10 protein-coding genes are annotated in these 12,535 nt (G+C 72.9%); 2 read left to right on the top strand and 8 right to left on the bottom strand.

Annotated elements, in window-relative coordinates; genetic code table 11:
• Window positions 1–49 precede the first annotated feature (49 nt).
• Complete coding sequence (locus ACIGA3_RS26970) at window positions 50–421, bottom strand: MGMT family protein (RefSeq protein ID WP_399720539.1); 372 nt, start codon at window positions 419–421, stop codon at window positions 50–52.
• A 184-nt stretch (window positions 422–605) separates the two neighbouring features.
• Between ACIGA3_RS26970 and ACIGA3_RS26965 the strand changes: the two genes are divergently transcribed.
• Complete coding sequence (locus ACIGA3_RS26965) at window positions 606–3,416, top strand: YbhN family protein (protein WP_399720537.1); 2,811 nt, start codon at window positions 606–608, stop codon at window positions 3,414–3,416.
• Between the two features lie 132 nt (window positions 3,417–3,548).
• Window positions 3,549–5,093, top strand: a complete 1,545-nt coding sequence (locus tag ACIGA3_RS26960) for an alpha/beta hydrolase (RefSeq protein ID WP_399720535.1) — start codon at window positions 3,549–3,551, stop codon at window positions 5,091–5,093.
• An 8-nt stretch (window positions 5,094–5,101) separates the two neighbouring features.
• Here the strand turns inward: ACIGA3_RS26960 and ACIGA3_RS26955 are convergent, their stop codons facing one another.
• The 7 genes from ACIGA3_RS26955 to ACIGA3_RS26925 all read right to left on the bottom strand — a co-directional run bounded on the left by ACIGA3_RS26955 (window position 5,102) and on the right by ACIGA3_RS26925 (window position 12,329).
• Complete coding sequence (locus ACIGA3_RS26955; protein WP_399720532.1) at window positions 5,102–5,611, bottom strand: hypothetical protein; 510 nt, start codon at window positions 5,609–5,611, stop codon at window positions 5,102–5,104.
• An 85-nt stretch (window positions 5,612–5,696) separates the two neighbouring features.
• On the bottom strand, window positions 5,697–6,140 hold the full coding sequence (locus ACIGA3_RS26950; RefSeq protein WP_399720530.1) for an SUKH-3 domain-containing protein: 444 nt from the start codon (window positions 6,138–6,140) through the stop codon (window positions 5,697–5,699).
• 157 nt (window positions 6,141–6,297) lie between these two features.
• A complete protein-coding gene (gene moeZ / locus ACIGA3_RS26945; protein WP_399720527.1) occupies window positions 6,298–7,476 on the bottom strand; it encodes an adenylyltransferase/sulfurtransferase MoeZ in 1,179 nt (392 codons plus the stop codon).
• Between the two features lie 64 nt (window positions 7,477–7,540).
• On the bottom strand, window positions 7,541–8,290 hold the full coding sequence (locus ACIGA3_RS26940; RefSeq protein WP_399720525.1) for a spherulation-specific family 4 protein: 750 nt from the start codon (window positions 8,288–8,290) through the stop codon (window positions 7,541–7,543).
• Window positions 8,278–9,237 carry an NAD-dependent epimerase/dehydratase family protein gene (locus tag ACIGA3_RS26935; protein ID WP_399720523.1) on the bottom strand — a complete coding sequence of 320 codons (960 nt, stop codon included), beginning with the start codon at window positions 9,235–9,237 and terminating at the stop codon, window positions 8,278–8,280. Before ACIGA3_RS26935 ends, ACIGA3_RS26940 begins: the two co-directional genes overlap by 13 nt.
• Before the next feature lie 207 nt (window positions 9,238–9,444).
• Complete coding sequence (locus tag ACIGA3_RS26930) at window positions 9,445–10,515, bottom strand: hypothetical protein (protein ID WP_399720940.1); 1,071 nt, start codon at window positions 10,513–10,515, stop codon at window positions 9,445–9,447.
• Between the two features lie 134 nt (window positions 10,516–10,649).
• Window positions 10,650–12,329 carry a DUF3492 domain-containing protein gene (locus ACIGA3_RS26925; protein WP_399720520.1) on the bottom strand — a complete coding sequence of 560 codons (1,680 nt, stop codon included), beginning with the start codon at window positions 12,327–12,329 and terminating at the stop codon, window positions 10,650–10,652.
• Window positions 12,330–12,535 lie beyond the last annotated feature (206 nt).

The raw sequence follows: 12,535 nt of genomic DNA, 5'->3' as shown, positions 1-12,535 counted from the left end.
GATGTCCCCCGTACGAGCGGACCTGAGCCGCAAACCTTGCCGGAGGCCCTCAGCTGTGGTTCTGCGTGGCGCCGTCCCAGCGGGCCCGTCTCATGTCGAGGCGCGGCAGATGCCCCTCGGCGCTGCGGGACGCCTGCTTCAGCGGGGTGCCCTCGGCGCGGTAGTGGTCCAGGGCACGCAGCTCATGGCCGGGCAGCAGCGCACCGTCGGCCCGCACCACGCGCCACCACGGCACCGCGCCCCCGTACAGCGCCATCACCCGGCCCACCTGGCGCGGCCCGCCCTCCTCCAGCCATTCCGCGACGTCCCCGTAGGTCATGACCCGGCCCGGCGGAATCCGCTCGGCCACGTCGAGCACGCGCTCGGCGTACTCCGGAAGCGCGTCCGCGCGCCCCTCCTCGGCAGGGCTCTGCTCGCTCATCCACCCCATCCTGCCGTACGCCTACGACAATGGGACGAGGCCGGCCAGGGGCGTCCGGACGGGCCGGCAGTCCGCCCAAACGCACTTTTCGCACCCCCATCCGCACCCTGATGCCCCCTCGCGCCCCTCAGTCGTGCCACCATCGTGCGGGCGGTGACCGGTGATACGAGACCAAGAAGAGATCATGAAACAGCAGGGTGTGCACCCCGACGACGCGGAGGGCACCCCTGGCGCGTCCGCGCGCCCCGGCGCCTCCCGCGAAGCCACCGACGGCCCCGGCGGACCTTCCGGGGACGACGTCACGCGCGCGCGTGAGGGCGACCGGAACGAACCGGACGCCACCAAGGGGAGCGGCCTGCCCGCGCGGGCGCACGCCTCCGGGCGCCCCGGCGACGACGTCCTCCACCCCGAGGAGGTCGAGGGCGACGAACCGCTCCTCCCCGCGCGCGTGCACCGCCCCTCCGACCTCATGCGGCTGCTGGTGGGCGTGCTGGCGATCGCCCTGCTGCTCGCCATCGCCGCGTTCGCGCACGGCACCACCTCGGGGCTCGAACAGGACATCAACAAGGGCACCGGCCAGGCGCCCGACCTGCTGATCAAGATCGCGGGGCTGGCGTCCAGCATCGCCATCCTGCTGGTCCCGGTCGCGTTCGCCATCGAGCGGCTGATCAAACGCGACGGGCTGCGGATCGCGGACGGTGTGCTCGCGGCGGTCCTCGCGCACGGGGTCACCCTCGCCACGGACCTCTGGGTCGCCCGCGCCGCCCCCGGCTCCATCCAGGAGGCGCTGACCCAGCCCGCCCCCGGCGACGTCCATGCCCTGACCGACCCGGTACACGGCTACCTCGCGCCCGTCATCGCCTATATGACGGCCGTCGGCATGTCCCGCAGACCCCGCTGGCGCGCGGTGCTGTGGATCGTGCTGCTGCTCGACGCGTTCTCCATGCTGGTCACCGGCTACACCACCCCGTTCGCCATCATCCTGACGGTGCTGATCGGCTGGACCATCGCCTACGGCACCCTGTACGCCGTCGGCTCCCCCAACGTCCGCCCCACCGGCCGCACCCTGATGGCGGGCCTGCGCCACGTCGGCTTCCACCCGGTCAGCGCGGTCCGCGAAGAGGGCCCCGACGCGGAGAACGGCGACCGGGGGCGGCGCTACTTCGTCACCCTGGAGGACGGCCCACCGCTCGACGTGACCGTCGTCGACCGGGAACAGCAGGCCCAGGGCTTCTTCTACCGCGCCTGGCGCAACCTCACCCTGCGCGGCTTCGCCACCCGCTCCAGCCTCCAGTCGCTGCGGCAGGCCCTGGAGCAGGAGGCGCTGCTCGCGTACGCCGCCATCGCGGCCGGCGCCAACGCGCCCAAGCTGATCGCCACCTCCGAGCTGGGCCCGGACGCGGTCATGCTGGTCTACGAGCACACCGGCGGCCGCACCCTGGACTCGCTGGCCGACGACGAGATCACCGACGAGCTGCTGCACAAGGTCTGGCACCAGGTGCGGGCCCTGCAGTCCCGGCGCATCGCGCACCGCAGGCTCGCGGGTGACGCCGTACTGGTGGATCGTTCCGGCAAGGTGATCCTCGCCGAGCTGCGCGGCGGTGAGATCGCGGCGGGCGATCTGCTGCTACGCATGGACGTGGCCCAGATGCTCACCACGCTCGGCCTGCGGGTGGGCGCCGAGCGGGCCGTGGCGTCGGCGGTCGCGGTGCTCGGCCCGGACGCGGTGGCCAACTGCCTGCCGATGCTCCAGCCCATCGCGCTGACCCGCTCCACCCGCGCCACCCTGCGCAAGCTGGGCCGCGAGCGCGCCGAGCGGGAGCGGGAGGCGGTGCTGGAGTCGTCCCGGCTGGCCAAGCAGGCCCGGCTGGAGGCCGCCTCCGAGGAGGGCGCGGCCCTTCCGGAGAAGCCCGACAAGAAGACCGTCCGCGCCGAGCAGCGAGCCGAGAAGCGGGCCATCGACGAGGCGATCGACGAGGCCCGCGAGGAGGACCTGCTCACCCAGATCCGGCACCAGGTGCTGCGGATCAGGCCGCAGGCCCCGGTGGAGCCGGCCCGGCTGGAGCGCATCCGGCCCCGCACCCTGATCAGCTTCATCGCGGGCGCGATCGGCGCGTACTTCCTGCTCACCCAGCTCACCCACATCGAGTTCGGCAAGCTGTTCGCGCAGGCCCAGTGGGGCTGGGTGGCGGCTGCGGTGGCGTTCTCCGCGCTCAGCTATGTGGCCGCCGCGATGGCGCTCCTCGGGTTCGTGCCGGAGCGGGTGCCGTTCGTGCGGACGGTGGCGGCTCAGGTCGCCGGTTCCTTCGTGAAGATCGTCGCTCCGGCGGCGGTCGGCGGTGTCGCGCTGAACACGCGGTTCCTCCAGCGACAGGGGGTGCGGCCGGGGCTCGCGGTGGCGAGTGTGGGCGCGTCCCAGCTGTTCGGTCTTGGCTGCCACATCCTGATGCTGCTGTCCTTCGGCTACCTCACCGGCACCGAGAAGACGCCATCGCTGTCGCCGTCCCGGACGGTCATCGCCGGTCTGCTGACGGTCGCGGTGCTGGTGCTCGTGGTGACGTCGGTGCCGCTGCTGCGGAAGTTCGTCGTCACGCGCGTGCGGTCGCTGTTCGCCGGGGTGGTGCCGCGCATGCTGGACGTGCTCCAGCGGCCGCAGAAGCTGGTCACCGGCATCGGCGGCATGCTGCTGCTCACCGGGTGCTTCGTGATGTGCCTGGACGCCTCGATCCGGGCGTTCGGCGACGAGTCGGCGCACATCAGCATCGCCAGCGTCGCGGTCGTCTTCCTCGCGGGCAACGCGCTCGGCTCCGCCGCGCCGACCCCGGGCGGGGTCGGCGCCGTCGAGGCGACGCTCACCGTGGGTCTGATCGCGGTCGGGCTGCCCAAGGAGGTGGCGGCTCCGGCGGTGCTGCTGTTCCGGCTGCTGACGCTGTGGCTGCCGGTGCTGCCGGGGTGGCTGGCGTTCAACCATCTGACCCGTAAGGGAGCCCTGTAGGGGTGGGGTGACCCCTAGGGGGCGCTGTGCGGGTCGGCCGGCTGCCAGGGCATCCCCTACGGGTCGGCGCTCCCGTACTCCTTACGGACCGTGCCCCGCGCGGAGTGGCGGATGCGCCGTGAGGATGGCTGTATGCCGAACCCTTCCCGGCCGCGTGCCGCCGCCCTGACGACCGGTGCCGTGCTCGTGGCCGCCCTGCTGGCCGGCTGCGGCGGCGGGTCGGGGCACGGGGATCTGACGAAGCAGAAGCTGGAGTGGGAGGACTGTCCGGCCCCGTCCGAGGCGGAGGGCGGCGGCCCGGCCCCGTCGCCGCTGCCCGGTGGCACGAAGTGGCAGTGCGCGACCATGAAGGCGCCGCTGAACTGGGGCGAGCCCAAGGGCGACACCATCGGCATCGCCCTGATCCGCGCCAAGGCGGACGGCCCGGCGAAGGACCGGATCGGCTCGCTGGTATTCAACTTCGGCGGCCCCGGCGGCAGCGGTGTCACGACGCTGCCCGCGTTCGGCGAGGACTACGCGGCTCTGCGCACCCGGTACGACCTGGTCAGCTTCGACCCGCGCGGGGTGGGCCGCAGCGCGCCGGTGCTCTGTGAGAGCGACTCCCAGCTCGACACGTACTTCCAGCAGGACGCGACGCCCGAGGACACCGCCGAGCAGAAGCAACTCATCTCCCGCACCGAGAAGTTCAACGACGCGTGCGAGCAACGGTCCAAGAAGATCCTGCCCCATGTGCGCACCACGGACGCGGCCCGCGACATGGACCTGATGCGCCAGGTGCTCGGTGACGCCAAGCTGCACTACTTCGGCATCTCCTACGGCACCGAACTCGGCGGTGTCTACGCGCACTTGTTCCCCGGACATGTGGGGAGGGCCGTCTTCGACGCGGTCGTTGACCCCACCCAGACCCCGGAGCAGGGGGCGCTGAGCCAGGCGCGCGGGTTCCAGCTCGCGCTGGACAACTTCGCCGAGGACTGCACGTCCAAGGCCGAGGACTGCCCCATCGGGGACACCCCCGAGGACGTGAAGAAACGTATCGCGGGGCTTCTGAAGGATCTGGAGAAGAAACCCATCCCCGGCATCTCCCCGCGCCGGCTGACCCAGACGGCGGCGACCAACGGCATCGCGCAGTCGCTGTACTCCAAGGACTTCTGGGAGTACCTCACCGAGGGGCTGGAGCAGGCGTACGACGGTGACGGCAGGGTGCTGATGGTGCTGTCCGACTCGATGAACGGGCGCGGGGAGGACGGCGGGTACAGCAACATCACCGCGGCCAACATCGCCATCAACTGCTCGGACGAGAAGCCTCGTTACGACCCGGCCTACATCCAGTCCAAGCTCCCCGACTTCCGCGACGCCTCCCCCGTGTTCGGGGACTACCTCGCCTGGGGCATGGCCGGCTGCACCGACTGGGCCGTCCCCGGCGCCGCCGACCATCCCGACGTCCACGCCCCCGGCTCCGCCCCGATCCTGGTCGTCGGCAACACCGGCGACCCGGCGACCCCGTACGAAGGCGCCCGCGCGATGGCCGACGCCCTCGGCAAGGGAGTCGCCGTAGAACTCACCTACAAGGGCCAGGGGCACGGCGCGTACGACAGCAAGAACAGGTGCGTCCAGAAGGCGGTCAACGACTACCTGTTGACGGGCAGGACCCCTGAGCCGAACACGGTGTGCACCTGACGGGTGGCCTACGACGGTTCGGTACGACTCTCCGGCACGGCCGGCGTGGGCCCGGTGAGCCGGGCGACATCGACACCCCGCGCCCGCAGATACGCCTCGGCGTGGTCGGCCAGCCGCCGGAAGCGCGGCCAGGTCGGCATTCCCGCCACCTGCGAATCCCGGTACTCCAGGAACGTCCCGCCGGCGTGCTTCAGCCTGACCAGCGGCACCGCCCACAGTTCGAGGACGTCCTTCTCGCCCACGTACCCCTTGTGGCAGTAGAGGCCAACGACGTCGAAGGCGGCGAGCGCCCGATTGACGACGGCGTACTCCTCCCCGCTCAACTCCTCCACCCGCACCCCCCGCTCCTGCATCAGGAACACAGTCCGCCTGCCCTGCTGCAGCTCAGGACTGATCAGCCACTCGTGCAGCTTGAGCAGGGCGTCTCTGCGGTCCTTCCGCCGGGCCACATAGAGCGACAGCACACTGATGACCACAGCGGCCACCGAAATGACGACCGACGCACCCTCACCGTCCACCCGCGGCTCCCCCCACTCCCCCGACAGCCCGGTCCAGGGCTGCCCATCCCCGGCGAGGCGCAAACAGGCGCCTGCCCGGCAGTCCCTACCGCACCTCGATCCGGCGCGGGGCCACGCCGAGGACGAGGTTTTCCAGGGCTTGGGGGGCGGGGCCGAAGGAGGCTATCCAGGTCTCGACGAGGTAGATCTCATCGACCTCGTCGATGGCCAGGAAGAACCGTCCGTGATCGAGCTCGCCGACTGGGAAGAGGCGGCGCCCGATGGACTCGCTCCACTCAAGGAACCGGTCCTCCTCGCCCCCGGCCAGCTCCGGGTCCAGCTCGAACGGTGTGCGGGCACAGGTGATTCCCGGCCCGCTGACGTTCATGGTCAGCCCGCCGAACTCTCGCAGGAAGGCTTCCGCGGCGCCATGCATGACAAGGCCGACGGGTTCGAACATGGATCGCCAGCAACCTGTGTCCACCCTTCGCCCAGGTGCCCACCCCGACGCCTCCAGCACCCTGACGACCTCTGGAGTCCAGTCGTTCATCCTGCGGCCCTCCGTGTGCGGTTCCGGCACCGCGCCATCATCGGGCCTCGACCAACTCGAAGGTCGACACCGGCCCCTCGCGCAGCGGATGGCAGGGACGGCGAAGGCCCACGCCCCCGTGTGATCAGGGGACGCGGGCCTTCGCCGCAGGAAAGTGTCAGTACACCGGCTTGCTCGGCTCGATCTGGTTGACCCAGCCGATCACGCCGCCGCCCACGTGGACCGCGTCCGCGAAGCCCGCCGACTTCAGGACGGCCAGGACCTCCGCACTGCGGACGCCCGTCTTGCAGTGCAGGACGATGCGCCTGTCGTGCGGGAGGGACTCCAGAGCGGTGCCCATGAGGAACTCGTTCTTGGGGATCAGCTTGGCGCCGGGGATGGAGACGATCTCGTACTCGTTCGGCTCGCGGACGTCGATGATCTCGATGTTCTCGCCGTCGTCGATCCACTCCTTGAGCTGCTTGGGAGTGATCGTGGAGCCGGCCGCGGCCTCCTGGGCCTCCTCGGAGACGACACCGCAGAACGCCTCGTAGTCGATGAGTTCCGTGACCGTCGGGTTCTCGCCGCACACCGCGCAGTCGGGGTCCTTGCGGACCTTGACCTGGCGGTACTGCATCTCCAGGGCGTCGTAGATCATCAGGCGGCCGACCAGCGGGTCGCCGATGCCGACGAGCAGCTTGATCGCCTCGTTGACCTGGATCGAGCCGATGGACGCGCACAGCACGCCGAGCACGCCGCCCTCGGCGCAGGAGGGGACCATGCCGGGCGGCGGGGGCTCCGGGTAGAGGCAGCGGTAGCAGGGGCCGTGCTCGGACCAGAAGACGGACGCCTGGCCGTCGAAGCGGTAGATCGAGCCCCAGACATACGGCTTGTTCAGCAGCACGCACGCGTCGTTGACCAGGTAGCGCGTGGCGAAGTTGTCCGTGCCGTCGACGATCAGGTCGTACTGGCTGAAGATGTCCATCACGTTCTCGGCCTCGAGCCGTTCCGCGTGAAGGACCACGTCCACGTACGGGTTGATGCCCTTGACCGTGTCCCGCGCGGACTCCGCCTTCGAGCGGCCGATGTCCGCCTGGCTGTGGATGATCTGCCGCTGGAGGTTGGACTCGTCGACCTCGTCGAACTCCACGATGCCGAGCGTGCCGACACCGGCCGCCGCGAGGTACATCAGCGCGGGCGAACCCAGGCCGCCGGCGCCCACGCAGAGCACCTTGGCGTTCTTCAGCCGCTTCTGCCCTTCCATCCCCACGTCCGGGATGATCAGGTGGCGGGAGTACCGGCGGACCTCGTCTACGGTGAGCTCGGAAGCGGGCTCGACCAGGGGTGGCAGCGACACGGGGACTCCGTTGGTCGGTCGATCACTACGGGTTGTTCTCCCCGTAACACTGCCACGGCCTTCTTCATTCCGAGACACCCGTTCCGACCAGCGAGACGAATTCGTCCCAGTGGCCGGGCATGGTCTCCCACGGGTTGGCCCGGCCGCCGCGGTCCGTGCGGTCGGTGAAGTAGATCGTCCCGGCGCCCTGCCAGCGGGCGATGCGCAGCGCCTCCTCCAGATGGCCGCGCGGCACCCCGTGCACGAAGTGGCAGAAACGGTCGGACGGATAGTCGGCGGTCCACTCGGCCACCTGCGACCAGCGGTAGTCGGACCAGGAGCCCCGGAAGGTCACCAGCTGGTCGGCGTTCTCCGCGTACCCCGGACAGGGGTGGCCGCCGTGGCCCAGGACGATGTGGGTGTCCCCGGCGAGCGCGCGGAGCATGCCGATCACGCGGCGGACCTCGGGGAGCGCCGTCCGGTCGCCGGGGCACCGCTCCAGCAGGAAGCCGTCGACGCGGTACCAGTCGAGGTGGCGGTGCGCGTCGGAGACCAGGTCGGCGAAGGGGCGGATGCCGTGGGCGAGGTCCAGATGGCCCAGGACGCGGACGCCGCCGTTGCGCAGCCGGCCCGCCGCCTCCAGGCAGTGCGGGTCGGGGCGGGCGCCGGGCCCGGCCGCGACGTTGAGCACCACCCAGTCCAACGGCGTTCCGGGGCGGGCCAGTTCGGACCACTGGGCGGGCGCGGTCAGCGGGTGCGCGTAGTCGGGTACGCCGATCGCGGTGCGTACGGCGATGGCGGCGGGCTGCTCGGGGGCGCTGGTCAGATGCGGCACGCCGCCTCCATCCAGATGTCCGCGAGGGACTCCTCCAGGTTGATCCGGGGGCGCCAGCCGAGCCGGTCGCGGGCGGTGCGCACGTCGGCCTGCTGCCAGCTGCCGCAGCCGTCCGGGTAGGGGTACGCGACCGGCACCGCGTGGTCCAGGTCGCCGCGCGGATGCCCGATCGGGCCGCGCAACGGTCCCGGCGGGGCGTCGAGTTCGTTGAGCGCACCGCCGTACCCGGCGACGCGGGCGAGGACGGTGGCGGCGTCGCGCAGGCGCACGGCACGGCCGGAGCCGATGTTGATGACGCCCTGCGCGGCGGAGAGCGAGGCGGCGTGCACGGCGCGGGCGACATCGCGTACGTCGACGAAGTCGCGCTGTACGCCGAGCCCGGCGAGCTTGAGTTCGCCGTCGCCCGCCTGCATGGCGCGGCGCATGGCCTCCGCGAGTCTCCCCAGGGGGGACCCTGCCGGGGTGCCGGGTCCGGCGGGCGAGAAGACGCGCAGCACGACGGCGTCCAGGCCGGAGCCGAGGACCAGTTCGGTCGCGGCGAGCTTGCTGACCCCGTAGGGGCCGCCCGGACGGGGTACGGCGTCCTCGGCCGTGGAGGAGCCGGGCTGGCTGGGCCCGTACTCGGAGCCGCAGCCGACCTGCACCAGCCGGGCCCCGCAGCCGCTGCGGCGCAGTGCCTCGCAGACGGTGGCCACAGCGACGGTGTTGTGCCGGGTGAGATCGCGGGCGCCGCCCCGGGTCGCACCGGCGCAGTTGACGACGACGCCGGGGTGCACGGCGTCCAGGAACCTCGTGAGCGCGCCGGGGCTGCCGGTGGCGAGGTCGAAGCGGACGTCGGCGTCGTCGCCCCGGCCGAGCACGGTGAGCTGCACGGCCGGGTCGGCGAGGAGACGGTCGGCGACGAAGCGGCCGATGTACCCGTTGGCTCCGATCAGCAGAACCCTCATAGAGCGGCTCCCGAGGGGTGCGCCGCGGCTGCTCCCACGGACCCGGCCACTGCGGTGACTCCGTGTCGGGAGGTGGTCATCTGGTGTTCTCCTTCTCAGGGATGAAGGGGGAGAGGACATAGGGGCGGTGGGGCGCCGGTGCCGTGGGGGGAGGGTGGGGGGCGTGGCGCGCATGGCGCGGACCACCGGGAACGCCTGCGGGAAGCCTCACTCCGGGCCTCCCACAGGCGCGTGGGCCGAGGCTCGGGTGAGGGTGCGCAGGGCGTGGGTCAGGAGAATCAGGGCCGCGCAGCCACAGCTCAGGGCCGGGACAGCGGGCGCCCCCAGGGGGTCCACCAGGGTCGTCACCGGGACGGCGAGGAAGCCGCAGCCGGGGAGGCGCCCGCTCAGGATCAGCGCCGGGGCGGCCAGTTCGGCGGCCGCCGCCGCGCCCAGGACCACGGCCGGGGCGTGGCGGTGCCGGTGGGCGGTGAGAAGGCGGGCGAGGAACAGCAGGGCGCCCAGGGTGAGGGCCTGCGGGTAGGCGGGGTTCTCGTCCAGTACGGCGCCGGTCAGTGCGAGGAGGCAGGTCAGGGCTGCCAGGTAGAGGGCGAGGACGCCGAGCAGCAGGGGTCGCGCGCCGGAGGTGAAGTCCTCCAGGCCCCGGCTGCCCGCGAGCCGTCGGCGGGCGCCGAGGTCGAGGAGGTGGGCGCACCAGGCGGCGGGGGCGCAGGCCAGCGCGAGGGCCAGTACGGGCGCGGCGGCGGCGGGCCAGGGGCCGTCCGGGGCCCCGGTGGGCAGGGCGTCGGGGCCGCCGCTCACCACGGCGTCCAGGAGGCCGTCGCCGAGGAGGGCGTAGCCGAGGAGGCAGACGGTCCACACGGGGGCGGAGGGCCGCGGGGCCGCGCCGGGGCGGGCCGCGAGGGGGCCCCGGCCGAGGGCGGCGCGTACGGCGAGGGTCACGGCGAGCAGTCCGCCGAGCGCCACCAGGGGGCGGGCGGTGCCGTGGCTGAGCCGCAGCCCCACCACGGTGCCCGAGGCAACCGCCCCGGGCAGCAGGGTGAGCAGTACCCACCCGGTACGGATACGGGGGCCGGGGCCGGGCGTGGGCTCGGGGGACGGGTCCGCGTCGCGGGGCACGCGCGCGTACAGCTCCTCGGCGAGCGAGAACACGTCCCGGTGCCGGTACCGGGCGGCGGACCGGTCGGTGAAGCCGTGCGACTCCAGTCCGGCCGCGATCTCCAGCGGGTCCACGGCCCGCTCGCACAGCTCCCGGTGCTGGTGCAGCAGCGCCTTCACGGGGTCGACGGCACCCCTGCGGGGGGCACTGCTCCGGGCGTCGCCCTCGGCTTCCGGGGTCCCGCCGGCACCGGAGGCTGCCCCCGGCGTCACCGTGCCGTTCCCCGACCCCGGCCCGGTTCTCTCCACGCCCCTCATCGCGCCCCCTCGGTCGCGCGGACCGGCGCCGGTGAGCCCCGGCCGCGCAGGAGGGTGCGGGCCGTGGGGACGGTCCAGCGGCCGGGTACGTGGGCCTCGGCGGGGACGGCGAACGGCAGGGGCTCACCGGCGTCGTCGACGACGACCCTCCGCACCGGACAGTGCGACATGATCTCCAGGTAAATGCCGTGAAATGCCGTGATGTTCTGTTCGACGCCGAACAGCTCCAGCGCGCGGGCCCGCGCCGCCGCCCCCAGGCGCGCACGGCGCTCGGGGTCACGCAGCAGCGCCACGCACGCCTCGCCGAGCGCCCGGGGATTGCGCGGCGGTACGACGAGCCCGGTGCCCCCGATGACCTCGACCACCGCGCCCACGTCCGTGGACACCGTGGCCCGGCCGCAGAACATGGCCTCGGCCAGGCTGACCGGGAACCCCTCGACCACGCTGGACAGCACGACGACGGCACCGGCGGCGTACGCGTCGGGCAGCGTCGGCGCGTCGGGCGCCCCCACCTCGGTGAACGACACGGGGTTGTCCCCTACGGCGTGCAGCCCTTCCGCCTCGTCCGGGAAGAGCTGGGCGGCCAGCGCCCGGCACTGCGCGAGGTACGCCTCCCCCTCGGCCCCTACGGGTACGCCCACGATGCGCAGCCGCGCGTGCGGCTCCTCCTTGCGGACCTCGGCGAAGGCGTGCAGCAGGGAGACCAGGTCGCGGGCGGGCTCGATCCGGCCGACCCAGACCAGCGTGTCGGCGTCGGCGCGGTCGGGTGCCTCGCCGACCTCGGCGAAGCGGTCGGCGTCCATGCCGGGATGGACGGTGCGGATGCGGGCGCGGTCGGCGCCGCATCGCTCCTGCCAGCGGCGGGCGTGGGTGCTGCCGGGCGTGAGGATCTCGGCACGCCGGTAGACCTCGGTGGCGAGCCGCCCGTGGAAGGCGGCGAGGAGCGCGCGTACCGCGGGGGCGGCGGTGTCGGGGCCGAGCGCGAGGTAGTGGGCGCGGAGTTGGACGCCGTACTCGGTGACCAGCAGCGGGACGCCGGAGAAGTGCCGGGCGAGCAGGCCGGGCAGGGCGGCGGCGCCGCCGGAGGTGGCGTGGCAGAGGTCGACGGCGCCGAGGGCGGCGTCTCCGTACCAGTCGAGGGAGAGAGGGCGCAGGGCGCGGGCGAGGTGGTCGGTGACGGCCAGCAGGTCGGGGACGCGCGCCTCGTGCGCCGTGCGCGGCGTGCCGGGGGCGCGGCAGGCGCGCTCCAGGGCGCTGACGGCGTGGTCGGAGCGGAGCGCTCCGGTCAGGGCGCCGGTGTCGCGGGCGAGTTCGGCGAGGCTGTACAGCGCGTTGCCGAAACGGTCCGCCACTTCGGCGGAGGAGCCCTCCGGCGAGGCATCGGGCGGGGCGCACACCGCGCCGAGCAGCTCGCCGTAGTGCTCGGCGAACCGCTTGCGGGCGCGGCGGCCCGGCGTGGCACCCTCGTCCCCGGCCGTCCAGAGCGGGGCGGTGCGCACCCGCCTGACCTGCGGCGGGAGCGGCACCCAGCCGTCGTCCTCCTGGTGCCTGCCGCTCTTGAGCGCGTAGACGTCGAACTCGTGCTGCCCGAGCCCGCGCACGAGCCGGTCGCACCAGAGCCCGGTGTCACCGCCGACATACGGATAGCCACTCTCGGTAAGCAGTCCGATGCGCACGCGTGCACCCCCGATCTCCCGTGTGTGGGAGCCGCCGTCGTCCCGGCGGCTCGCAGCGGGACGAACGTACGCGGAGAGGGCGGTGGGGGGGGGGGGGGGGGGGGGGGGGGGCGTCCCTAGGGGCGGGCCGGGTGTTATATTATTGGGGGGGGGGCGGGGCGGGCCCGGAGAATGTAGGCGTGGGGGGGGGAGCGGGCGGAAGCGGA

The organism is Streptomyces sp. NPDC085596, from assembly GCF_044541565.1.
Lineage (GTDB): Bacteria > Actinomycetota > Actinomycetes > Streptomycetales > Streptomycetaceae > Streptomyces.
This window is presented reverse-complemented; position numbering and strand designations above follow the sequence as displayed.